We start from the raw sequence: 21,771 nt of genomic DNA on the forward strand, positions 1-21,771 counted from the left end.
GTTTTTTATTCTTGACCATCTTGTTAACACGGCGTTAAGTCCGCCTCGATCGAGCGGGGAGGGCTTCCACCTCGGTCGACGACTTTGCGAAACCCTCGCTTGGAGAGACCCACATGAAGACCATCAACCTGCTGGCCGGCGTCGCCGCCGTCGCCATGATCACCACGGCCGGCTCCGCTTCGGCCGAAGTCATCAACCGCGGCCAATGGATCAACAATTACACTGTTGGCGGCGTCGTCGTTCCGGGCCTTCTGCATCGTGACGCGCCGAGCCTTCTCGGCGGCAGCTCGAGCGCAAACTGGAACCGCGCAACCGACGGAAGCGCGAGCGAATCGGCTTGGCACGCTGTCGGCGCCTCGGTTAACGACATCGGCGACGCCAAAGGTTCGGACGGTGCGACCTTCACCCTGGAAGGCACCGTGTCCACGGACTGCGCCTACTACTCGGGCAACAACAACACCGAGACCTTCGACTTCGGTCAGCTCGGCATCTACGCCGGCGACGAAACCGGCCCGGCCGCGGCCTTCACCATGGTCGCCCCGGCGGTCCTGTCGATCCAGACCAACCTGGCCGGCTGCAACACCAACAACAGCGTGACCCTGTCGCGCACCTCGGTGGACCTGCAGAACGGCAACTCGTCGGGATTCAACCAGGATGTGTTCCAAGACACCCTGCCCTACAGCGTGACCGCTCGCTACACCGGTTCGGCGTACAACACCGGCAACGGCGGCGCCGGCATTCCCCGTCAACTGGTTCTGGCAGCCGGCGCCGTGAACCCGGCGACCGAGAACAACGGTGCCTGGAAGTCGCCGATGAGCTTGGACGTCCTGATCCCGGTCACCGCCAAGGCCCTGCTGGCTGGCGAATACACCGGCCAGTTCACTCTGGAAATCAAGGCCATCTAAGCCTCGCGCTTCAGAGACGCTTCACGGCGGGGGCGCAAACCTTTGCGTCCCCCCGTTACGTTTCGGTGACCACTTCACGTGCAAGATAACGTTGGACGGCGACGCGGGGGAACGCGGCGGTCGTCCCATAAGATTTCAGCGTCGCTCGAGCAGCACGCGTGGGGGATGTAGAATGCTTCGGGAACTCCTGACGCCGGAATTGCGCCGAACGGCCGTCGTGGCCGCCGGCCTGGTCGCGGGCCTGGCCGCCGTCTCGGCCGCCTGGGCCATGCGCGTCTCGCCCATGGTGGCGGAGCTGACGACCAGCGGCGCCGGATCGGCCGCCCGCATCGAGGTCGGCAACATCGGCGCGGCCGCCATGCCGTTCGAGACCCGCATCACCCGCATCGACTATGACGCGGACGGCAACCTGGTCGAGACCGACCAGGACGAGGATTTCCTGGTCTTCCCGCCGCAGGGCCTGGTGCCCGTCAACGGCCGCCAGGTCGTGCGGGTCCAGTGGGTCGGCGAGGGCGAACTGGACACCTCGCGCGCCTACTACCTCGCGGTTCGACAGCTCCCGGTCCAGACCGATGTCAACGCCCAGCCCGAAAGCGGCGGGGCCATCTCCGTCTCGGTGCTCTACACCATGAAGGCGCTGATCGTGGTGGCGCCGCCGGGGGCCAAGGCCGACGTCAAGGTCGAGTCGGTCACGCCCATCATGGTCGAGGCGCCCGCGCCGCAGATCGATCCGTCCCTGGCTGGCGAAGGCCCGCCGCCGACCCCGCCCGCGACGCCGGGCGTCGAGGTCACCGTCACCAACAGCGGCAAGCGCTACGCCCTGATGAGCGGCGCGACCTGGGTCATCGAGGGCACTCAGACCGACGGCCAGCCGTTCCGCAAGGAAATGACCGGCCAGGACGTGGGCGCCGCCGTCGGCGTCGGCTACCTGGCGCCCGCGGGCGGCAAGCGCACCTTCAAGCTGCCGCTGGGCGTCGCCCTGGATCCCGACAAGCCCATCTCGGTCCGGTTCACGCGATGAACGGGCTGGGGGGCACCGTTAGCGCACTGGCGCTGGCGACGACGCTGGCGTCCATCCCCGACCAGGCCGCGCTCGCGGCCGTGCGCGCCGCGACCCAGGCCTATGGCGAGGCGTCGCAGACCGCCGAAGAGGTCGTGGCCGCCCTGAACCGCGCCGCGGCCGAAGACGCCGCCGCCGCGATGGCGGCCCTCTCCGCACGGCCCGAGCCGGCCGCGCCGGCCGCGCCGGCCGAGACCGTTTCCGACGCCGCCAGGCCGCCGGAGGATGCGCCGGACCCCGCGCCCGCGCCCGTCGTCGCGGCGGCCGCCCCCGCCGCCGACCCCTCGGGAACGCCGTGACATCAACCCCTACGACCGCGACATCCCCATGACGGTGCCGCTGAACTTCAACAGCCGCGTGCTGGGGGAGCTTCCGGTCCTGCTGACCCGCGACGACCGCTTCATGGTCGACTCCGAGGGGTTCACCACGCTGATCAATCCCCTGCTGACGCCCGAGGCCCAGGCCGAACTGGCGGCGTCGCTGGCGGGAACGACATCCTTCGCTTCCGAGGAGATCAACTCGGCCGGCATCAGCCTGGACTACGATCCCGAACAGCTGGCCGTGCTGGTCCTGCGGATCGACCCGGCCAAGCGGTCGGTGGAATCCCTGTTCCAGGGCGGCCGGCCCGAAGAGCCCGGCATGGCGCCGGAGCGTTTCAGCGCCTACCTCAACAGCAACATCGTCGTGCAGCGTCGCGAGTCCACCGGGGACGTGACGACGCCCAGCGTCTATCTGAACGGCGCCGTCCGCTTCGGAAACGTGGTGTTCGAGACGGACGTCCAGGGCCAGGAGAACCTGTTCACCGGCGACTACGAGGTCGATCGCCGCTACGCGCGCTTCGTGTACGACCAGCCCGAGGCCTATCGGCGCTGGTTCGCGGGCGACCTCGATCCGGAAATCCGCGGCCGTCAGGGCTTCGCCGAACTGGGCGGCGTCGGCGTGCTGCGCCAGAAGCAGCGGTTCGAACCGTTCCGCAACAACGTGCTGTCGGGCGGCCGCCAGTTCGTGCTGCAGGAATCCTCGACGGTGAGGGTGTTCCGCAACGGCGTGTTCGTGCGCGAATTCCGTCTGGATCCGGGCCAGTACGACGTGTCCAACCTGCCGCTCGACGTCGGCAGCAACGATCTCCAGCTCGAGATCCAGAACGATTCCGGCCGGATCGGGAACATCAACTACCGCGCCTATCTCGACACCATCGACCTTGAGCCCGGCGACTACGACTATGGCGCCTACGTCGGCGTGGTCAGCGAGCTGGGCATCGGTTCGCCCGACTACGGCGACGGCGAACTGGCCTTCACCGGCTTCTATCGCAAGGCCTTCCTCGACCGGCCGGCGATCGGGGTCGGGCTCCAGGCCTCGGCCGACGTTCAGAACGTCACCGGCCAGACCCGTTTCATCCTGCCCGGCGGCTCGCGCCTGCAGTTCGACGGCTCGGTCAGCAACGCCGATCGCGGCGTGGGCTATGCGGCGGCCGTGTCGTACGACTTCCTGGTCGACTTCGGCGACAAGGCCGACAGCTTCACGCTGCTGGCCGACTACACCTCGGAAGACTACGCCACCCTGGGCAACGCCTTCGGCGACAACACCACCTCCCTGGCGCTGAGCGCCAGCTACGCGCACCAGTTCACCAACGAATGGTTCGCCAACGTCAGCACGTCCTACCGGATGAGCCGCAGCGACTTCATCGACGACAGCTACGCCATTTCCGCCACGTCGAACTACCGGTTCACGCGCGAATGGACGCTGCAGGTCGGCGCCGAATACATCAGCTACGGCGCGCCCGACGGCTTCACCAACCGCGACGGCTTCGGCGTCACCGCCGCGCTGGTATGGCAGGGGGCGTTCGGCCGTCGCGCCGAGGCCCGCTACGCCTCGGCGCGCGATTCCGGCAGCGTCCGGTTCCAGCAGGCCAGCGAGAACCGCGTCGGCGCCTTCGGCTACGCCCTGGCCTCGACCTACGACGACGGAGCCGGCTCGGTGTCCGGCCAGGCCGACTATATCGCCAACCGCTTCGACGCCAGCCTGTCGCACACGGCCTTCGGCCGCAGCTTCGACGACATCACCGAGGAGCAGGTCACCAGCCTTCGGATCGGCTCGTCCATCGCCACCACCGGCGGCAAGGTCGCCATCGGGCGCAACATCTTCGACAGCTTCGCCATCGTCTATCCGCACGAGAGCCTGGAAGATTCGCCGGTGATCGTCGGCGACAATCTGCAGGGGGTCTATCAGGCCCGCAGCGGCGCCCTTGGCCCGGCGCTGGCCGGCCGGCTGACCTCCTACGTCAACCAGTCGATCCGCTACGACGCCCTGGACCCGCCGCGCGGCTACAACATCGGCGACGGCATCGCCCGGGTGCGGCCGGCCTACAAGAGCGGCTACGCCATCCAGGTCGGCAGCGCCAAGTTCGTCAGCGCCCTGGGCCGGCTGGTCGGCAACGCCGACCGTCCTGTGGCCCTGATGTCCGGCCGCGTGCGGCCCGTCGACGATCTGACGGCCGAGCCCGAACTGTTCTTCACCAACTCGGTGGGCCGTTTCGCCGTGCAGAACCTGGAGCCGGGCAAGCGCTACCGCGTCGAGCTGTTCTCCAGCCCGGTCCGGGGTTTCGAATTCACCGTGCCCGAAGACAACGAGGGCCTGCTCGACCTCCAGGTCGTGAACGTGCCGCTCGACGTACCCGAAGACTGAAGCCCCATGACAAGCCCAGGAGGCTGAAATGTCCCGTATCCGTATCTCCGCCCTGATGACGGCCGCCGCCGCGGCGGCGGCGACTCTGCTGGGCGCCGCGTCGGCCCAGGCCCAGACTTCGGCCCAGACCGACGGCTGCCGTCTGATCATCGAATCCGGCGCCGACAACTGGACCATGCGGTACGATCCCTTCCAGCAGGACGCCGTGGTCCAGGAATTCGACGTCGCCGTGGTCAATCAGGGGCCGGGTCCCTGCGCCGCCGTCAGCCGGGTGGAGCTGCGCGGCGAGCAGTTCGGCCTGGCGCACGAGGCCGGCGGCGCCCAGCGCATGGCCTACGCCCTCGTCGACGAACGTGGCGGGACGGACGTGACCCCTCGCGCGGGCCAGAGCGCGCGCCGCGTCGGCGTGCGCCCGCTGAACCTGGCCCCGGGCGAGCGCGGCCTGGTGCGCTTCTCCTTCACCGCCGCCCCGTCCGAAACCCTGTCGGCCGGTCTCTATTCCCAGAACGCCTTCATCAGCCTGGAGACGCCCGAGGGCCAGACCCTGGCCGAAAAGCCGGTCACCCTCAGCATCGAGGTGCCCTCGGCCGCCGTCATGGGCCTGAAGGGCGAGTTCCGGCGGACCGGCGGCACGGCCACCATCGACCTGGGCGAACTGACGCAAGGGGTGCGCCCGCTGCGCACCACCCTCTATGTGCTCAGCACCGCCGGCTACAGCGTCTCGGTCTCGTCCGAGAACCGCGGCCGCCTGCGCCAGGGCGCCAGCGAATGGTACGTGCCCTACGCCCTGGCCCTGGGCGATCGCGACATGGACCTGGGCCGCGGCGGTCGGCTGGACGTGGTGTCGCGCCGGGCCCGGCTGGACGACTATCCCCTGACCATCAGCGTGGGCTCGGTCGCGGGCAAGCGCGCCGGCGACTATTCCGACATCCTGACCTTCACCGTCGCCGCTCTCTGAGGCGCGCGGGCTGAAACGCGAAAGGGGCGGGCCGCCGCGCGACCCGCCCCTTCAAGGCGTCTGGCTGTCGATCGGATCAGATCGGCTGGATCGTCAGCGCCAGGATCAGCGGCTGCTCCAACTCCACCTCGTTGAAGCGGTAGGACACCGAGCGGATGGTGGCGATGCTGGAGCGGCGCAGCACCTGCCCGCCCGACTTGTCCAGGTCCAGGATCCGGTCGCCATAGAACATGGTCGCCTTCTCGGTGGGCGACAGGGGGCGGTACTGGGCCGAGACGGTGAAGCCGCCGGGGCTGTTGCAGGCCTCGACCACTTCGCCGGACCGGCCGCTCTCGGCCATCACCGGCGACGTGGGCTTCACCCAGCAGGCCACCGGCACGGTGGCGCGAAGACGATAGGTGCCGCCGGCGGTGGACCCGGCCAGGGCCGGCGCGGCGGCGGCGAACAGGCCCAGGCCGAGCGTGGCGGCGGCAAGGGCGCGAAGGACGCGGTGGGTCATCGGTGGTTCCGATCTGCTCGTTGCAGACCGACCCTAGCCCGGCGCCTCTTAAGGTCCGGCGAGCGAACAGGGCTAACCGGGGCTTGAGGACCATGCTTACCGGGCGGTGAACCGCGCCGGCCTGCGTTTCCCTATTCCGCCCTCAGGTTTTCCACCACCGCCCGCAGCTTGTCCGGCAGGGGCTTGGGCCGGCGGGTCTCGGCGTCGACATAGACGTGGACGAAATGGCCGATCGCCGCCGGGACCGCCGTCCCGCGCCGGAACACGGCGAACCCATAGCGCACGCTGGAGGTGCCGATCTGGTCGACCTTGATCCCCACCTCGATCACATCGGGGAACTTCAGCGCCGAGGCGTACCGGCAGCCGCTGTCGACCACCAGGCCGATGGACTCGTCCAGGGCGTCGGCGATCAGCAGGTGGGCGTTCACCGCCGAATCCACGAACTCGTAGAATTTGGCGTTGTTGATGTGCCCGTACTGGTCGTTGTCGGCCCAGCGGGTCGAGACCATGTGGAAGGCCCGATAGGTGGCGCGGTCGGCCAGGGGGCCTTCGTCTCTCTTCGGCATTCGCTTCTCCCTTGCGGCGCCGGCGCCTTTCGGCGGCGCTCTCGTCCGTTCCGCGACGCTCGGGCTTGGACGACGCGACGTCAAGCGCCTATCGAATGACGATCGATGACGAAGGCTTGACCATGCCGCAGCAGACCCGCGCCGCCGTCCTGTCCGCCATGAAGGCGGCCCCGCCCTACGCCGACAGCCGCCCCCTGGCGGTCCAGACCGTCTCGCTGGAGCCGCCCGGCCGCGGCGAGGTCCAAGTGGCCATACGCGCGGCGGGCCTGTGCCATTCGGACCTGTCGGTCATCAACGGCGACCGGCCGCGCCCCCTGCCGATGGCCCTGGGCCACGAGGCCGCCGGCGTGGTCGAGGCGCTGGGCCCCGGCGTCGAGGACCTGGAGATCGGCGACCATGTGGTCATGGTCTTCATGCCGTCCTGCGGCCATTGCGACCCCTGCGCCGGCGGCCGCCCCGCCCTGTGCGAGCCCGGCGCCGCCGCCAACGGCCGGGGCGAACTGTTGGGCGGCGGCCGGCGCCTGTTCCGCGAGGGCCGGGCCCTGAACCACCACCTGGGCTGTTCCGCCTTCGCCCAGCGCGCCGTGGTCTCGCGCCGGTCGCTGGTGCGCATCGACCCGGACCTGCCGTTCGAGATCGCGGCCCTGTTCGGTTGCGCCGTGCTGACGGGCGTGGGCGCGGTGGTGAACACCGCCGGCGTCAAGGCGGGCCAGTCGGTGGTCGTGGTCGGCCTGGGCGGCGTCGGCCTGGCCAGCGTCCTGGGCGCCCTGGCCTGCGGCGCCGCGCCCGTCGTCGCCGTGGACCTGTCGGAGGACAAGCTGGCGCTCGCCCGCTCGCTCGGCCCGGTCCGCACCGTCAACGCCGCCGACCCCGACGCGGTCGAGCAGGTCCGCGCCCTGACGAACGGCGGCGCCGACGTCGCCTTCGAGATGGCCGGCTCGGTCCGCGCCCTGGAGGCGGCCTGGACCATGACCCGGCGCGGCGGAACCACCGTCACCGCCGGCCTGCCCCCGCCCGACGCCGCCCTGGCCGTCAACGTCGTCTCCCTGGTCGGCGAGGAGCGCACCCTGAAGGGCTCCTACATCGGGACCTGCGTCCCCAGCCGCGACATCCCCCGCTACGTCGCCCTGTACCGCGACGGCCGCCTGCCGGTCGATCGCCTGCTCAGCGGCGTCATCGCGCTGGACGACATCAACGCCGGCTTCGACCGCCTTAACGCCGGCGAGGTGGTCCGCCTGGTGGTCCGGCCCTGACGCCTATTCCGCCGCCGGCGCCGCCTTCAGGTTCAGGTCCAGCCAGCGGGTCATCTCCCACAGCGTATGGCCGACCGATTCCCGCGCGCGATAGCCGTGCGCCTCCAGCGGCAGGGTGACATAGCGCGCCGTCGCCCCCAGCCCCTTCAGCGCCGCATAGAAGCGCTCGGTCTGCACCGGATAGGTGCCCGAGTTGTCGTCCGCCTCGCCGTGGATCAGCAGGATCGGCTCATTGACCTGGTTCGCGTAGGTGAAGGGCGACATCCGCGTATAGATGTCGGTCGCCTCCCAATAGGTGCGCTGCTCGGCCTGGAAGCCGAACGGCGTCAGGGTGCGGTTATAGGCGCCCGACCGCGCGATGCCGGTGCGGAACAGGTCCGTGTGCGCCAGCAGGTTCGCCGTCATGAAGGCGCCGTAGCTGTGCCCGCCGATGGCGATCCGGTCGCGGCGGGCCACGCCCATGCCCACCACCGCGTCCACCGCCGCCTGGGCGTCGGCGGTCAGCTGCTCGACATAGGTGTCGTTCGGCTCGGCCCCGTCCTTGCCGATGATCGGCATGGAGGGATTGTCGAAGATCGCATAGCCCTGGGTCAGCAGGAACAGGTGACTGGACCCGCTGGGCCGCACGAAGCGGTTCTGCACGTCCACCGTCTGGCCGGCCACGGCCGCGTCGGTGAACTCGGCCGGATAGGCCCACATCAGCATCGGCAGCGGCCCGTCGCGGTCCTTGTCGTAGCCGGCCGGCAGATACAACGTGCCCGACAGCTTGACCCCGTCCGGCCGCTCGTAGGTCACCAGCTGGCGCGTCGCCTCGGCCAGCTGCGGCGCCGGATCGGGGAAGTCGGTCAGGGCCGTGGTCTGGCCGCTGGCCAGGTCCCGCACCTGGAGATTGGGCGGGTCCAGCCGCGTCTCGCGCTGGGTCACGACGCGCCGGCCCGCCTCGTCCAGGAAGCCGATCACGAACTCGTAGTCGCCGGGCGCCGAGGTCCACAGCCGCTCGCTCTGGCCTGTCGCCGGGTCCATCGCCGCCAGGAAGGGGAAGGCGCCCTCGGGCGTCGCGCCCGGCCCGGTCATCAGGATGCGCCCCTGCGGATCGAACCGCATCACCGGCCGCCCGGCCGCGTTGGGCTCGGTCACCGGCTCGCCCGGATTGTCGTAGCGGGGTAGTTCCGCTCCAGCAGCACCCGGCCCTGGCCGGGGTTCGACGGATCGACGACGAAGCGCGTCTCGTGCCGGGTGTTGAACCAGGCGCTGTTGACGATGGCCAGGTCGTCGCGGCCCCAGTCGATGCCGGCGTAGCGCTCCTTCAGGTCGATCAGCGTCGCCGGCGGCGCGTCGAACGGCGCGGCCTGCATCAGGACCCGGTCGCGGAACTCGGCCTCGGTCCTGATGTCGCCGCCGTCCAGCGCCTCGACCCAGGCCAGGGTCGCGGGGGCGTCGGCGCGCCACTGGACCGAACGCGGCCCCGGCGCCACGGCGTCGAAGGCGGTCGGCACGTCGTCGCGCAGCGGCAGGTCGGCGACCCGGCGCACCTCGCGCCCGGTCATGTCCAGCACCGCGATCTCGGTCGGGAACAGGCCCGCCGGCACGGCGTAGCTATAGGGCCGCTTCAGCGTCTCGGTCAGGATGTAGCGCCCGTCCGGCGACACGGCGACGTCGGCGTGGACGCCGGGCGCGCCGATCGGCCGGGGATCGCCGCCCAGCGGCGCCAGGGTCAGCTGGCTGGTGAAATAGTGGTCGAACAGCGCCTCGTCGTGGGCGTCCTGCAGCAGGTCCTGATAGGTCCGCGCCGGCGCCACGCGGCCGGTCGTCTCCTCGATGGTGGGGCCGCGCGGCGTGGGGTCGGCCGCCGGCGCCGGCCCGCGCCCGGCCGGAACCGCCTCGATCAGCAGGCCCGAGCTGTCGGGCAGCCACTGATAGCCCGCGCCCTGGGTCATGTTGACCGCCACGCCGTTCAGCTTGCGGGCCCGGGCCGCCTGCACGTCCACGACCCACAGCTCCAGCGCGGCTGGGCCGTCCATCACCAGCGCCACATGGCGGCCGTCGGGCGAGAAGCGCGCGCCCGTGAACCGGGCCCCGGCCGGCAGCGGCACGGTCCGCGCCTCGCCCCCGTCCACCGGCTTCAGCGACAGGCCGGTCAGCCAGGCGACCCGGCTCTCGGCCGGCCGTTGTTGTTGCGCGGATTGATGCGATAGCCCGCCAGCCTCAGCATCGGCTCGGACAGGGCCTTGATCGACGGCAGGTTCGACCGGTCCATCAGCGCCAGCGTCGCGCGGTCCGGGCTCAGCATCGACGCCGGCGTCGGCCTGGCGTCCAGGATGTCCGCGATCGGCTGCGGCGGCTGCTGATAGACCGATGGGCCGGCCGGCGCCGCCTGGGCCTGCGGAGTCTGGGCCTGGGCCAGGGCGCCGCTCGCGCTCGAAGCCAGCAACAGGGTCGCCAGCGCCAGGCCGGCCCCGCGAACGTGCGTCGTCATCATCGAATGCCCCTCCAGGTCAGGGCTCCAGACCTAGCGTCCCGCCGCCCCCGGCGCCAAGCGCTTTCGTCGTTATACTGTAACCGTCCGGCCCGACCCGGCGCCGCTCGTCAGTCGAACCGGATCGCCTCCACCCGACAGGCGGCGCAGGCCTCGGCCTTCAGGATCAGGGTGTTGGTTCCCTCAAGCAACGGCAGGGCCGGCGGGGTCGCCCCGCCCCGACCGTCGCCCGCCGTCAGGTCCAGCATCACCGGCGCGCCGCCGTTCAGCGACACCGACACCCGGCCGCCCGCGCCGATCACCGTCGCCGTCCGCTCGCCCCCCGCCTCCGCCTTCAGGGTGTAGCGCAGCCATTCGCCGGTCTCGAATTCAACCACCACCGGGCGGCCCCCGTTCAGAGCGATGTCCACGGCGATGTCGACGCCGTCGTTCCGCCAGGTGCGACCGGTGTTCCACCAGGGAATGCGCTCTCCCGGCCCGTCGGTGTCGGACGCGTAGACGTCGGACCAGGCCACGCCCGCCCGCCCCAGGTCATAGTCCGCCGCCCGGATGATCAGTCCCTCCGCCCCAAGCCGATGCTCCGTGTACGGAATGACGGCGTCCGAATGCGGCTGGCGCAGCATGGCGTCGACCACGTCGCGATGGGCGAAATTGTTCTCGAAGCGGATGTCGTAGGTCGCCAGCCGCATCAGCGTCGCCTCCGCCTCGGCCTCCGGCGGCCTCGGCCCCTCGCCGGTCAGATAGGCGACCAAGGCCGCCCAGCCCGGATTGGGCGTGATCTCCAGCGGCTGGTTGAATCCGATCTTCTTCAGCGGCCAGAAGGCCCAGCCGATCCCTTCGCCCTCGACCGTGGCGATGGTCTCGGTGAACCAGCTGTTGGAGTTCTCGCCCGATTCCCCCAGCCACACCGGCGCGCCGGTCTCCTCCCGCAGGCGCAGGATGTCGGCGATGGAGGCTCGATCCGTCGCGTTCCAGTATTTGTGGAAGCTGATGACGGTGTTGTCGTCCCACAGGGGCGTGACGCCGCGATAGTTGTTGCCCCAGCAATTGCCCTCGATGATGATGATGTGCCGCTGGTCCACCTCGCGGATGGCGGCGGTGATCTCCATCATCAGCTGGCGCAGCGGGGCGTTGGTCGTCTCCTCGCAGCCGTGCCCGCCACCCGGCTTTTCGAAGTCCCAGTTCGGCTCGTTGAGGATGTCATAGGCGCCGATCCCCGGCTCGTCGGCGTAGCGTTCGGCCAGCCGCCGCCACAGGGCGACCGTCTTCCTGCGGTTCTCGGCGCTGTCCCACAGCGACGGCTTGTCCGGATCCCGGTCCGAGATGGCCAGGTCCGTCCCCTGCCCGCCCGGCGCGGCGTGCAGGTCCAGGATCAGGTGCATCCCGTTGGCCTTGGTCCAGGCCAAGAGGGCGTCGATCTCGGCGAAGCCCTCGTCCTTCCAGGTGTCCTGTCCCGCAACCGGCTCCTGCTCGATCGGCAGGGTCAGCCGGTCATAGTGCATCGGCAGCCGCACCGAGTTGAAGCCCCACCGCCCCATGGCGTCGATGTCCGCCTTGGTCACATGGTTGGCGCGCCAGGCGGCGTAGAAGGCCTCCGTCTTCTCCTCGCCGATCAGGTCGATGATCCGTTCACGGATGACATGCTGCTGCCCCAGGGCGCCCAGCTGCAGCATAGCCTTCCTGCAGCAGCCAGCCCCCCAGCCCCATGCCGCGCAGGATCACCGGCTCGCCCGCCTCGTCGACGATCCGCGTCCCCTCGACCCGCAGCCAGTCCTGCGCCGAGGCGCTCCCGGCCATGCCGACCACCAGGGCCGCCGCGCAGGCCGCCCGTCCCAAAGCCCTCATCGTCGCCTCCCGGACGTTCTTGTGAACGTTCTCAGCCGCGGAGGGTCGCCCGCGATCCCGGAGGCGTCAAGACTCGCCGATCCGTCGGCGTCGCGTCTTCAGACGGTCAGTGTCCCGAACGCGGGCTCGATCCCGCGCGTGGTCTCAAGCCGCAGGAAATACCGGCCCGGCCGCAGCATCAGGGTCGCCCGCGCCTGACCCGGCTCCAGCAGCAGATGATCCGCCGGAATCGCCGGTCCCTCGTCGATATGCAGCGCCTGAAGCAGCGTCGGTCCCTCGAACGGCGGCGCCGCCACCTCGACAGGCTTGCGCCCGGGGTCGGCCGCCAGCCAGCCAGGTCGCCCCGGCGACACGAGGCAGACGCGGATGAAAGACGCTCAGGTCGGTCTTGCCGTCATAGATTCGATTGGCGAAGACCTTTCCATCGCGCCACACGACGATCGGCGCGGTCGGCGCGAACCGTCGCAACACGGCCGCCACTTGCGGGCTGTCGGTTTCAGGCCGGGTTCCGGGCCAGTTGCCGGATTGATCGATGGTCAGCGGATCGATCCCGGTCACGGCCTTCAGCCGTCCCGCGAACCACAGCCCGCCCCATCCTTCCGCCTCCAGGGCGTGGTTGTAGCCGCACAGGACGAAGATGCGGGCGTCGGGTCGCGACTTCAGCACATCTCGATCAGGTTCGTCGCCTGAGCGGTCTCGCGCGCGACGACGCGCGCCTCACCGCTCGCATCGGCGGGCGCGCTCTGGTCGTCCCGCTGTTCGTAGTCGGCGAAGACATAGCCCAGGCTCGCCGCTTCCCGGACCGTCTCGGCGAAGACGGGATCGGCGATGTAATAGCCCAGCGCCTGGCGGAAGGGCGCGCCTTCGCGGTACGTCCAGACGCCGGAGCGGAACGCCGGCGATCGCGGGGTGAACGTCTCCGCCGCGAAGGTGTCGAACCCCAGGGGTCTCAGCGCTCGCATCACGCAGGCCGCGAAACCACGGTGACCTGAAATGTTGTGCGCCTCGTTCAGTATGACGACCTGCCGGTCGGCGGCCGCGTCGACGATGACGTCCAGCGCGTTCCGGCTCTCCGCCCTGATGAGATCGGGCAGGGCCAGATCGGCGGGCCGTTCGCGTTCCTGGCTGCCGATGGCGGTTTCCTCATCGCCGAGAAAGGCCGCGAACTGCGGCGCCAGCGCCATGGCCGACTCGTCGCCGGCCGCCGCCTGGGCCTTCAACTCCAGATACTGCGGCAGGTAGCGTCCCTCGATGCGAAACTGCTCTTCCGCCGTCAGTCTCTCCTGCGACCGCGCGGATGACGCGGCCAGAGCGGCCGTCGCCGCCATCGACAGGCCCAGGGATCTTCGCGTCAACATCCTTCGCCCTCGCTGCAACTCACAGGTGCGATCGGACGGTCATGTGCCGACGCTGTCAACCCGACAGCAGCGCCTCGACCTCCGCCCTTTCCGGCAACGAGGACTGCGCTCCCGCCCGCGTCGCGGCGGCGGCCCCGGCGGCGCAGGCGAAGCGCAGGGCCTCGGCCGGGTCCATGCCCTCGAGCAGCGCCACGGCGAGGGCGGCGACGAAGGCGTCGCCGGCCCCGGTCGCGTCGATCGCCTCGACCGCGGGCGGCGTCGCCCAGGCCATCTCCACCCCGCGCTGGTACATCGCCGCGCCCTTGGCGCCCTTGGTCACCACCACCCGGCCGCCGCCCCGGTGCAGGCCGTCGCCGTAGAAGGCGGCCTCGGTCTCGTTGACCACGATCAGGTCGGCGCGGCGCAGCAGCCGCTCGGACACCGGCTGGGCCGGCGCCAGATTGGCGCAGACGAAGCCGGTCGCCCGGCCCACCGCCGCCTCCACCGTCTCGATCGGCAGCTCCAGCTGCACGATCAGCGCCCCCTCGATCCGCTGCGGCAGCTGTTCGGGCGTGACCAGGTGGTTGGCCCCGGCCGCGACGACGATCTGGTTCTCGCCCGTCGCATCGACGGCGATCAGGGCCACGCCGGTGGGCGCCGCCACATCGACCTCCACCCCCGCCAGGTCGACGCCGTAGTCCTCCATCAGGGCCAGCGCCTCGCCGGCCTGGGCGTCGTTCCCCACCCGTCCGATCAGGCAGACCTCGGCGCCCAGCTTCTCGGCCGCCAGGGCCTGGTTCGCCCCCTTGCCGCCGGGGTGGCGCGACAGGGCCGCGCCCGTCACCGTCTCGCCCGGCGCGGGCAAGCGTTCGGCGCGCGCCACGAAGTCCAGGTTGATCGAACCGACGACGGTGATCCTCATCGGGCGGCCTCCTCCAGGGTGCGGGCGATCAGGTCGAACACGCCTGGGCGTCGGCGCCGACGGCCCAGCGGTGGCGCGCCGTCGCCGGATCGACGCGGAACTCCACCGCCGTGTGGCCGCGCGTCAGGTCCGACTGGGTCTCCACCTCGATGCGGCACGGCCTCAGGTCGAACAGCGCGGGCGCCATCGCCCACGCCACCGGGCAGGCGTCGTGCAGCGGCGCGCCCCAGTCGGGCGTGGGCCAGCCGACGATCTCGCGCTCGACCCGCTGCGAGAAGCGCAGCATGGCCGCCGCCGTCCGCGCCGCCTCGCTGTCCACGGCCTCTATGGCCCGGATGCGCGCCTCGGTGGCCCGCACCTGGTGCGTCGCGTCCAGGCCGAAGGCGACCACTTCGCAGCCCGATCCGAACACCACCGCCGCCGCGTCCGGGTCGGCCCAGATGTTGAACTCGGCCGAGGCGGTGATGTTGCCGCCCTCCGCGCGCGCGCCGCCCATGACGGCGACCGGCCCCAGCCGCCCCGCCAGCCGGGGCTCGCGCCGCATGCCAGGGCCAGGTTGGTCATCGGCCCCAGCACGGCCAGGCTCACCGTCCCCTCGGGCCGGCGCATGACCAGGTCGACGATGGCGTTGGCCGCCGGCCCGTCGCCGACGATGGCGGCCGGCTCGAACGGTTCCAGGTCGCCCAGACCCTCCGGCCCGTGGAATTCGCCCGCCCCCGCCGGGGGCCGCTTCATCGGCCGTTCCGCCCCGCCGAAGACGGGCACGTCCGCCCGCCCGGCGATCTGGCGCATCATGCGCGCGTTCCGCTGGGTCGCATGGCCGGGCGCGTTGCCGGCCACGGTGGTGATCGCCAGCAGATCCAGCGCGGGCGCCGCGAAGGCCAGCAGCAAGGCCACGGCGTCGTCCACGCCGGGGTCGCAATCGATGATGAGGGCAGGTCTGTTCACCGCGCCTGACTAGGCAGCCCCGCCGCCCCCGGCAAGCGGCATCGGTCGCGGCGGGCGTGGCGCCTATCCGATGGCGTCTGGAATTTCTCGCAATCCGGCGTGGTTGCGGCTCACAATCCGGCATTGAAAGTCGGGGTTCATCGGGCAAGATCACGGGCATGACGAAACCACCCCGCAGGCCATTGACCGCAACCCCGGCGATGCGTGAAGCCGCCGCCGAGCGAACCTCGCCGGACCTGCGCAGCGACCGAAATCGAACCTCACTCGCGACACGCGTTCGGGCGAAGTCTACTGGTGCGAGTTCAGCCCCCTGAACTGGACGCCGGAGTTCGATTATCAGCACCTTGTGGTCATCGTCAGGGGCGGAAAGATCTCAAACGACATTCACGTGGTTCTGCCGCTGACCAAGTCGGATCAATCGGGCAATCCCCATGGATACCGCCTTGCGCATAATCCGAACCCCGGCTCGGCGGCGGAGTCCTGGGCGGTCTGCAATCACGTCTATTCCGTCGCGTCCGAGCGTCTCCAGCCCTTGCGGGACCCGGGCGGCAATCGTCGCACGCCGGAAAAACTCCATCCCGATGATCTTCGCCAGATCAGCGCGCGTATGCAAAGGGCGCTCGCGACCTTCCTCGCCCTGGGGGTCTAGGCCTCGCTCGGACAAGTCGCGGCTGGGTTGAATTCTGCCGCCTGGCGGCTATATTGGAGTCACGGTTTCGGCCGTTGGACCGCGTGCGGTCCCCGCCCCTCACGGGGCTAATCAAAAGGGCCAGTCGTTCGCCGACTGGCCCTTTTATTTCCGAGGTCCCGGAAGCGGCCGCCCACCGGCGCCACGGAGCCAAAGCGCCTCCTCAAGCGTTGCCGCGACATGACCGCCGCCCGCCCCTTCGATCTGCGCCGAGAGAGCGCCTATCTGCGCGACCTGGGCCGCGCCTTCGGCGGGGCGCTGCTGTTCAACGTCCCCCTGCTGATGACGATGGAGATGTGGGAGCAGGGCGTGACGATGGATCGCTGGCGGCTGCTGGCCTTCATCCTGTCCGGCCTGCCGCTGCTGTACGGCCTGGCCTATTACGCCGGCTTCTCGAAGCGGCGGGGGCTGAGGAACGACCTGCTGGACACCGCCGTCGCCCTGGCGGTCGGCTTCGTCACCGCCTCGGTCCTCTTGGTGATGTTCGGCGTGGTCGACTGGAACGCGCCCCGCGCGAGGCCCTGGGCATGGTGGCGCTGCAGGCGATCCCCGGCGGCATGGGCGCCCTTCTGGCGCGGCGCCAGCTGGCGGGCGGGGGCGGCGACGACGGTGACGAGGACCAGGCCTCCTATGTCGGCGAACTGTTCCTGATGGCGGCGGGCGCCCTGTTCTTCGCCCTGAACGTGGCGCCGACCGAGGAGGTCATCCTGATCGCCTACAAGGCCACGCCCTGGCACGCCCTGGCGCTGATCGTCGCCTCGGTCGCCCTGATGCACGTCATCGTCTTCGAGGCCGGGTTCGCCGGCCAGGAGGAGGCCGAACATCCGCTCAAGGCCTTCGCCCACTTCACCCTGCCCGGCTACGCCATCGCCCTGGGGATCAGCCTGTTCGTCCTGTTCCTGTTCGGCCGGGTCGAGGGCCATTCGCTGGAGGGCCTGACCCAGACCGTGATCGTCCTGGGCTTTCCCGCCGCCGTCGGCGCCGCCGCCGCCCGCCTGCTGGTCTGAGCCCATGCCGTCCAGGAAGACTCCCGCCCGAAAGGTCGTCGCCCCCCGCCCGGTGCTGCAGGCCGTCATGGCCGCGCTGGGCGCCCTTGTCACCCTGGCGGCCCTGGCCATCGTGGTGTGGGAGGCGATGCAGCCCGCCGCGCCGCCCGCCCTTTCGGCCCGCATCGTCGGCGTCCAGGCCACGTCCGCCGGCCACGTCGCCACCGTCGAGGTCTCGAACGACGGGCTCGACACCGCCGCCGGCGTCGACATCGAGGGGGTGCTGGGCGACCAGACCGCGACGGCCACCCTGGACTATGTCCCCGGCCGGGGCCGCGCCAAGGCCTATCTGCGCTTCGACGCCGACCCGACCCGGGCGGCCGTGTCGGTCAAGGGCTGGTCGGCGCCCTGACCCTGGGTTAATATGTGTCCGCCTGTTCTCCCGGGGGCGGCAATCGAGCCGCTGAGATAAGGGTCTCTCCCTTGACCGGTCGAACCTGATCCGGGTCATGCCGGCGAAGGGAAGAGATCCTGACGGGCCGCATCGCCGCGGCTTGTCATCCCCGCGCGAGCGGGGACGCGCCGGCGGTCCCTCTTTTGAAGAAGAGGCCGCCATGAACGTTCATATCTCCAACACCTCCACCGACGAGGCTCAAGCAGCGAGCGACCGCGTCGCGAGCGATAGCCTCCCTCTCAGCGAAGCGCGGAAGAAGGTCGCGGCGAAACACGGCCGCATCCCCACCGGCCCGCGCGAGGGCGGACACAAGGTCTATGTCGCCGGCGACCTCTATCCCGACCTCCGCGTCCCCTTCCGCGAGGTCCGCGTCCACCCCAGCGCCAACGAGCCGCCGGTGACGATGTACGACCCGTCCGGCCCCTACACCGACCCTGACGCCCGCATCGACATCACGCGCGGCCTGAACGCCGTCGTCGGCCCCGACTGGCGCCTGGCGCGCGGCGACATCGCCCCGGTCGAGGCCCCGCGCGAGGTCCGGCCCGAGGACAACGGCCACGCCAGCGGCAAGCACCTGGCCCCCCGCTTCGACACGGCGAACCACCGCGTGTTCAGGGGCGTGGCCGGCCGCCCGGTCACCCAGCTGGAATACGCCCGCGCCGGCGTCGTCACCCCCGAGATGGAGTTCATCGCCATCCGCGAGAACCTGAGGCGCGAGCAAGCAGCCAGCGGCGAGCGGCGCGTGGCGAGCGAGGACGCCCAGACCATCACCCTGGCCGACGGCTCGACCCTGGCTCTTCCTTCCTCGCCGCTCGCCGCTCGCCGCTCGCCGCTCGCCAGGGACGGCGAATCCTTCGGCGCCTCGATCCCCGATTTCGTCACGCCCGAGTTCGTCCGCCAGGAGGTCGCCCGCGGCCGCGCCGTCATCCCCGCCAACATCAACCACCGCGAGGTCGAGCCGATGATCATCGGCCGCAACTTCCTGGTGAAGATCAATGCGAACATCGGCAACTCGGCCGTCCTGTCGACCGTCGACGACGAGGTCGACAAGCTGGTCTGGGCCACGCGCTGGGGCGCCGACACGGTCATGGACCTGTCGACGGGGCGCAACATCCACAACATCCGCGACTGGATCATCCGCAACAGCCCCGTCCCCATCGGCACCGTGCCCATCTATCAGGCGCTGGAGAAGGTCGGCGGCGTGGCCGAGGACCTGACCTTCGACGTCTTCGCCGACACCCTGATCGAACAGGCCGAGCAGGGCGTGGACTATTTCACCATCCACGCCGGGGTGCGCCTGCCCTTCGTGCCGCTGACGGCGAACCGCGTCACCGGCATCGTCTCGCGCGGCGGCTCGATCATGGCCAAGTGGTGCCTGGCCCACCACCGCGAGTCCTTCCTGTACGAGCGCTTCGACGAGATCTGCGAGATCATGCGCGCCTATGACGTCAGCTTCAGCCTGGGCGACGGCCTGCGCCCCGGCTCCATCGCCGACGCCAACGACGAGGCCCAGTTCGCCGAGCTGCGCACCCTGGGCGAGCTGACCAAGGTCGCCTGGGACCACGGCTGCCAGGTCATGATCGAGGGCCCCGGCCACGTGCCGATGCACAAGATCAAGCAGAACATGGACGAGCAGCTGAAGCACTGCCACGAGGCGCCCTTTTACACCCTCGGGCCGCTGACCACCGACATCGCCCCCGGCTACGACCACATCACCAGCGCCATCGGGGCGGCCATGATCGGCTGGTTCGGCACGGCCATGCTCTGCTACGTCACGCCCAAGGAGCACCTGGGCCTGCCCGACCGCCAGGACGTCAAGGACGGCGTCATCACCTACAAGATCGCCGCCCACGCCGCCGACCTGGCCAAGGGCCACCCCGCCGCCCGCCTGCACGACGACGCCCTGTCGCGCGCCCGGTTCGAGTTCCGCTGGGAAGACCAGTTCAACCTGGGCCTGGACCCCGAGACCGCCCGCCAGTTCCACGACGAGACCCTCCCCAAGGAAGCCCACAAGACCGCCCACTTCTGCTCCATGTGCGGCCCCAAGTTCTGCAGCATGAAGATCAGCCAGGACATCCGCGACGCGGCGCGCGGGCAGAACGATGCGGGCGCCAGCCTGGCCGAGGCGGAGGCCGGCATGGCGGAGATGTCGGCGAAGTTCCGCGCCGGCGGCGGGGTGGTGGAGGTGAAGGTGTGACGCGCCCAACAAAGGGCGCAACCTAGCATTAACCACGTGGCGGTGAGAATCTCGCCAGCCGACGTCCCCTTCTGACGTGGATAGGATCATATTCCCATCATCGGCTCACGGAGGCGCTGATGGCTGACACGACCATCGAATGGACGGATGCGACTTGGAACCCGGTCGCGGGCTGCTTGGTGATTACACCGGGCTGCACCAACTGTTACGCCATGCGCATGGCGGCGCGTTTGGAGGCGATGGGGGTGCCCAAGTATGAAGGGCTGACCCGTAAGAGCGGCGACCGCTATGTGTGGACAGGTAAGGTTCGCCTGGACGAAGCTTCGCTCGAAATTCCGCTGAAATGGCGGAGGCCACGCAAGATTTTCGTCAACTCGATGTCGGACCTCTTCCACCCGGATGTCCCGCCGGAGTTCGTCGAGCGTGTTTGGGAGGTGATGGCGAAGACCCCTCAGCACACCTACCAAATCCTTACCAAACGGCCTGAGCGGATGAGGCAGGTCGTCACCGACCTCGCGTTGCCGGCACTACCTCACGTGTGGCTGGGTACCAGCGTCGAAGACAGTCGCGTTCTTTCGCGACTGGACGACCTACGCGCAACACCGGCGATTATCCGCTTCGTTTCCTTCGAACCGTTGATCGGATCCGTGGCGAAAGCGAACCTCGACGGAATCCACTGGGCCATCGTTGGCGGCGAGTCTGGTCCGAGAGCACGCCCAATGGCGGAACAGTGGGTCGATGAAATTCGACTCGCTTGCCTAGGTGCGGGGGCAGCATTCTTTTTTAAACAATGGGGCGGGAGGAACAAGAAGGCTGCAGGGCGCCTTCTCCATGGGCGAGAATGGAACAACCTTCCATTGCAAAGCTCTGCTATACTGGCTGAATGAGCGAAGAATCAGATTTGGCCGAAGTCGGCCCATGGGCCGAGCAGAAGTTGGCCGCTTTGGCCTCCTATCTGAATTACTACACGACGGTGCTCAAGAATCAGGTTTGGTGCAGAACGATCTATCTCGATGCGTTTGCAGGAGGTGGAAAGGCGAGCCTCCGTAGCGTAACTAAACACCCGTTAGTTGAAACGCCGCTTTGGGATGACGAGCGCCCGGCAGAGCACACTCAGATTGTTGTAGGCAGCCCAAGAAGGGCTTTGGATCTCGCAAACCCGTTCGACCGATACGTGTTTGTGGACGCTGACCCAAAGCGGGTGAGCCAACTTTATCACCTGCAAAGTGAGTACGAGGGGAGGCGTCGGATCGATGTTCGGCAGGGGAGCGCGGAAGATCAAATTACTTGGCTTCTGAAGCAGAACATCTCCAAGACAACGCATCGCGGCGTGGCGTTTCTCGACCCGTTCGGCGCTCATTTGCCATGGACCTCGGTTCAGGCGCTGGCGGCCACTAGGATATTCGAAGCGATCATCAACTTTCCGCTGCATATGTGCATCAATCGGCTCGCCACGTTGAATCCCGCCATCCCATCAAACTGGCGGGATCAGCTCGACAGTTTCTTTGGGCCGGGGTGGTACGATGAGGTTTACGAAACCACCGAGGGCTTGTTCGGCGCAGCGACTAGGAAGAGGGCTGACGCAACCGATCGACTTCTCCGATTTTATCGAGCAAACCTAAAAAACGCATTCGGTCATGTCTCTCAACCTATGCTTATTCGAAATACGAGAGGTAGCCCACTGTACTACATCATCTGGGCGGGCCCTCACCGTAAAGGGTTAGAGGGAGCGGATTACGTCCTAAAGACAGGGGAACGCTTACAGAAGCGAGCATGATGCCCACCCTCGTCCTCCTCGCCGGGCCTAACGGCCGCGCGGGGGAGATGGCCAAGAACGGCACGCGCGAAGAGAAGTCCGGCAAGTTCCTGCCGCCGCCCGGCTGGAAGGGGCGTCTGGTCGCCGCCGACGACGCGCCGCGCGCGCTGAGGAAGACGCGGGCCTGACTTTCGTCATCCTCCGGCAAGCCGCGCAGCGGCGCGGACCGGGGGACC

The 21,771-nt window shown here is 69.3% G+C and carries 21 protein-coding genes, 3 pseudogenes and 1 riboswitch; of the genes and pseudogenes, 13 read left to right on the forward strand and 11 right to left on the reverse strand.

Annotated elements, in window-relative coordinates; all coding sequences use genetic code 11:
• Positions 1–113: 113 nt before the first annotated feature.
• From MU852_RS08920 to MU852_RS08940, 5 genes are all read left to right on the forward strand, one after another.
• Positions 114–905 carry a hypothetical protein gene (locus MU852_RS08920; RefSeq protein ID WP_249749305.1) on the forward strand — a complete coding sequence of 264 codons (792 nt, stop codon included), beginning with the start codon at positions 114–116 and terminating at the stop codon, positions 903–905.
• Positions 906–1,077: 172 nt separating this feature from the next.
• Complete coding sequence (locus tag MU852_RS08925; RefSeq protein WP_249749306.1) at positions 1,078–1,926, forward strand: fimbrial biogenesis chaperone; 849 nt, start codon at positions 1,078–1,080, stop codon at positions 1,924–1,926.
• A complete protein-coding gene (locus MU852_RS08930) occupies positions 1,923–2,264 on the forward strand; it encodes a hypothetical protein (protein WP_249749307.1) in 342 nt (113 codons plus the stop codon). The genes MU852_RS08925 and MU852_RS08930 overlap by 4 nt, the downstream gene beginning before the upstream one ends.
• Before the next feature lie 28 nt (positions 2,265–2,292).
• Positions 2,293–4,650 carry a fimbria/pilus outer membrane usher protein gene (locus tag MU852_RS08935; protein WP_249749308.1) on the forward strand — a complete coding sequence of 786 codons (2,358 nt, stop codon included), beginning with the start codon at positions 2,293–2,295 and terminating at the stop codon, positions 4,648–4,650.
• 28 nt (positions 4,651–4,678) lie between these two features.
• Positions 4,679–5,608, forward strand: coding sequence for a hypothetical protein (locus tag MU852_RS08940; protein WP_249749309.1), 930 nt, complete (start codon positions 4,679–4,681; stop codon positions 5,606–5,608).
• 76 nt (positions 5,609–5,684) lie between these two features.
• Here the strand turns inward: MU852_RS08940 and MU852_RS08945 are convergent, their stop codons facing one another.
• Positions 5,685–6,107: a hypothetical protein gene (locus tag MU852_RS08945; RefSeq protein WP_249749310.1), complete on the reverse strand. Its 423-nt coding sequence runs from the start codon at positions 6,105–6,107 to the stop codon at positions 5,685–5,687.
• Positions 6,108–6,238: 131 nt separating this feature from the next.
• The gene (locus tag MU852_RS08950) at positions 6,239–6,673 is read right to left on the reverse strand and encodes an acyl-CoA thioesterase (RefSeq protein WP_249749311.1); all 435 of its coding nucleotides are present in this window, start codon (positions 6,671–6,673) and stop codon (positions 6,239–6,241) included.
• Positions 6,674–6,768: 95 nt separating this feature from the next.
• Here MU852_RS08950 and MU852_RS17395 point away from each other — a divergent pair, with 95 nt between their 5' ends.
• Positions 6,769–7,926 (forward strand): zinc-dependent alcohol dehydrogenase family protein, encoded by a 1,158-nt coding sequence (locus tag MU852_RS17395; protein WP_283843564.1) that lies wholly within the window; start codon positions 6,769–6,771, stop codon positions 7,924–7,926.
• 3 nt (positions 7,927–7,929) lie between these two features.
• On the opposite strand, the gene MU852_RS17850 is transcribed toward MU852_RS17395, so the two are convergent.
• The 9 genes and pseudogenes from MU852_RS17850 to MU852_RS18220 all read right to left on the reverse strand — a co-directional run bounded on the left by MU852_RS17850 (position 7,930) and on the right by MU852_RS18220 (position 15,454).
• Complete coding sequence (locus tag MU852_RS17850) at positions 7,930–9,063, reverse strand: alpha/beta hydrolase family protein (RefSeq protein ID WP_347342285.1); 1,134 nt, start codon at positions 9,061–9,063, stop codon at positions 7,930–7,932.
• Complete coding sequence (locus tag MU852_RS17855; RefSeq protein WP_347342286.1) at positions 9,060–10,019, reverse strand: TolB-like translocation protein; 960 nt, start codon at positions 10,017–10,019, stop codon at positions 9,060–9,062. Before MU852_RS17855 ends, MU852_RS17850 begins: the two co-directional genes overlap by 4 nt.
• Before the next feature lie 44 nt (positions 10,020–10,063).
• Positions 10,064–10,405: a hypothetical protein gene (locus tag MU852_RS17860; protein WP_347342287.1), complete on the reverse strand. Its 342-nt coding sequence runs from the start codon at positions 10,403–10,405 to the stop codon at positions 10,064–10,066.
• Positions 10,406–10,512: 107 nt separating this feature from the next.
• Complete coding sequence (locus tag MU852_RS08970) at positions 10,513–12,075, reverse strand: cellulase family glycosylhydrolase (RefSeq protein WP_249749312.1); 1,563 nt, start codon at positions 12,073–12,075, stop codon at positions 10,513–10,515.
• The gene (locus MU852_RS08975) at positions 12,032–12,247 is read right to left on the reverse strand and encodes a hypothetical protein (protein ID WP_249749313.1); all 216 of its coding nucleotides are present in this window, start codon (positions 12,245–12,247) and stop codon (positions 12,032–12,034) included. Before MU852_RS08975 ends, MU852_RS08970 begins: the two co-directional genes overlap by 44 nt.
• A 98-nt stretch (positions 12,248–12,345) precedes the next feature.
• Complete coding sequence (locus MU852_RS08980) at positions 12,346–12,543, reverse strand: hypothetical protein (RefSeq protein WP_249749314.1); 198 nt, start codon at positions 12,541–12,543, stop codon at positions 12,346–12,348.
• 363 nt (positions 12,544–12,906) lie between these two features.
• On the reverse strand, positions 12,907–13,605 hold the full coding sequence (locus MU852_RS08985; protein WP_249749315.1) for a hypothetical protein: 699 nt from the start codon (positions 13,603–13,605) through the stop codon (positions 12,907–12,909).
• 55 nt (positions 13,606–13,660) lie between these two features.
• Positions 13,661–14,506, reverse strand: coding sequence for a ribokinase (locus MU852_RS08990; protein ID WP_249749316.1), 846 nt, complete (start codon positions 14,504–14,506; stop codon positions 13,661–13,663).
• A 28-nt stretch (positions 14,507–14,534) separates the two neighbouring features.
• A pseudogene (locus MU852_RS18220) lies at positions 14,535–15,454 on the reverse strand (nucleoside hydrolase).
• A 289-nt stretch (positions 15,455–15,743) separates the two neighbouring features.
• Here MU852_RS18220 and MU852_RS09005 point away from each other — a divergent pair.
• From MU852_RS09005 to MU852_RS09035, 7 genes and pseudogenes are all read left to right on the forward strand, one after another.
• Positions 15,744–16,103: pseudogene (locus tag MU852_RS09005) on the forward strand (type II toxin-antitoxin system PemK/MazF family toxin); the annotation flags it as partial.
• A 327-nt stretch (positions 16,104–16,430) separates the two neighbouring features.
• Positions 16,431–17,149 (forward strand): annotated as a pseudogene (locus MU852_RS09010) (TIGR02587 family membrane protein).
• Positions 17,150–17,153: 4 nt separating this feature from the next.
• Positions 17,154–17,540 carry a hypothetical protein gene (locus MU852_RS09015; RefSeq protein WP_249749318.1) on the forward strand — a complete coding sequence of 129 codons (387 nt, stop codon included), beginning with the start codon at positions 17,154–17,156 and terminating at the stop codon, positions 17,538–17,540.
• Positions 17,541–17,560: 20 nt separating this feature from the next.
• Positions 17,561–17,670, forward strand: a riboswitch (TPP riboswitch).
• A 72-nt stretch (positions 17,671–17,742) separates the two neighbouring features.
• On the forward strand, positions 17,743–19,779 hold the full coding sequence (gene thiC, locus MU852_RS09020; RefSeq protein ID WP_249749319.1) for a phosphomethylpyrimidine synthase ThiC: 2,037 nt from the start codon (positions 17,743–17,745) through the stop codon (positions 19,777–19,779).
• Between the two features lie 119 nt (positions 19,780–19,898).
• Complete coding sequence (locus MU852_RS09025) at positions 19,899–20,666, forward strand: DUF5131 family protein (RefSeq protein WP_249749320.1); 768 nt, start codon at positions 19,899–19,901, stop codon at positions 20,664–20,666.
• Complete coding sequence (gene tcmP / locus MU852_RS09030; RefSeq protein WP_249749321.1) at positions 20,663–21,556, forward strand: three-Cys-motif partner protein TcmP; 894 nt, start codon at positions 20,663–20,665, stop codon at positions 21,554–21,556. The genes MU852_RS09025 and tcmP overlap by 4 nt, the downstream gene beginning before the upstream one ends.
• The gene (locus MU852_RS09035) at positions 21,553–21,723 is read left to right on the forward strand and encodes a hypothetical protein (protein WP_249749322.1); all 171 of its coding nucleotides are present in this window, start codon (positions 21,553–21,555) and stop codon (positions 21,721–21,723) included. The genes tcmP and MU852_RS09035 overlap by 4 nt, the downstream gene beginning before the upstream one ends.
• Positions 21,724–21,771 lie beyond the last annotated feature (48 nt).

It is taken from the genome of Brevundimonas albigilva, from assembly GCF_023503965.1.
Classification (GTDB): domain Bacteria; phylum Pseudomonadota; class Alphaproteobacteria; order Caulobacterales; family Caulobacteraceae; genus Brevundimonas; species Brevundimonas albigilva.

Excerpts from the sequence above, each read along its gene's own strand:
- MU852_RS08935 (WP_249749308.1), top strand. The coding sequence starts at position 2,293 with ATGACGGTGCCGCTGAACTTCAACAGCCGCGTGCTGGGGGAGCTTCCG.
- MU852_RS08930 (WP_249749307.1), top strand. The coding sequence starts at position 1,923 with ATGAACGGGCTGGGGGGCACCGTTAGCGCACTGGCGCTGGCGACGACG.
- MU852_RS08920 (WP_249749305.1), top strand. The coding sequence starts at position 114 with ATGAAGACCATCAACCTGCTGGCCGGCGTCGCCGCCGTCGCCATGATC.
- MU852_RS08950 (WP_249749311.1), bottom strand. The coding sequence starts at position 6,673 with ATGCCGAAGAGAGACGAAGGCCCCCTGGCCGACCGCGCCACCTATCGG.
- MU852_RS09025 (WP_249749320.1), top strand. The coding sequence starts at position 19,899 with ATGGCTGACACGACCATCGAATGGACGGATGCGACTTGGAACCCGGTC.
- MU852_RS17860 (WP_347342287.1), bottom strand. The coding sequence starts at position 10,405 with ATGATGACGACGCACGTTCGCGGGGCCGGCCTGGCGCTGGCGACCCTG.
- MU852_RS08985 (WP_249749315.1), bottom strand. The coding sequence starts at position 13,605 with ATGTTGACGCGAAGATCCCTGGGCCTGTCGATGGCGGCGACGGCCGCT.
- tcmP (WP_249749321.1), top strand. The coding sequence starts at position 20,663 with ATGAGCGAAGAATCAGATTTGGCCGAAGTCGGCCCATGGGCCGAGCAG.
- MU852_RS08990 (WP_249749316.1), bottom strand. The coding sequence starts at position 14,506 with ATGAGGATCACCGTCGTCGGTTCGATCAACCTGGACTTCGTGGCGCGC.
- MU852_RS08925 (WP_249749306.1), top strand. The coding sequence starts at position 1,078 with ATGCTTCGGGAACTCCTGACGCCGGAATTGCGCCGAACGGCCGTCGTG.
- MU852_RS08975 (WP_249749313.1), bottom strand. The coding sequence starts at position 12,247 with ATGAGGGCTTTGGGACGGGCGGCCTGCGCGGCGGCCCTGGTGGTCGGC.
- MU852_RS09015 (WP_249749318.1), top strand. The coding sequence starts at position 17,154 with ATGCCGTCCAGGAAGACTCCCGCCCGAAAGGTCGTCGCCCCCCGCCCG.
- MU852_RS08940 (WP_249749309.1), top strand. The coding sequence starts at position 4,679 with ATGTCCCGTATCCGTATCTCCGCCCTGATGACGGCCGCCGCCGCGGCG.
- MU852_RS08945 (WP_249749310.1), bottom strand. The coding sequence starts at position 6,107 with ATGACCCACCGCGTCCTTCGCGCCCTTGCCGCCGCCACGCTCGGCCTG.
- thiC (WP_249749319.1), top strand. The coding sequence starts at position 17,743 with ATGAACGTTCATATCTCCAACACCTCCACCGACGAGGCTCAAGCAGCG.
- MU852_RS17395 (WP_283843564.1), top strand. The coding sequence starts at position 6,769 with ATGACGATCGATGACGAAGGCTTGACCATGCCGCAGCAGACCCGCGCC.
- MU852_RS08970 (WP_249749312.1), bottom strand. The coding sequence starts at position 12,075 with ATGCTGCAGCTGGGCGCCCTGGGGCAGCAGCATGTCATCCGTGAACGG.
- MU852_RS09035 (WP_249749322.1), top strand. The coding sequence starts at position 21,553 with ATGATGCCCACCCTCGTCCTCCTCGCCGGGCCTAACGGCCGCGCGGGG.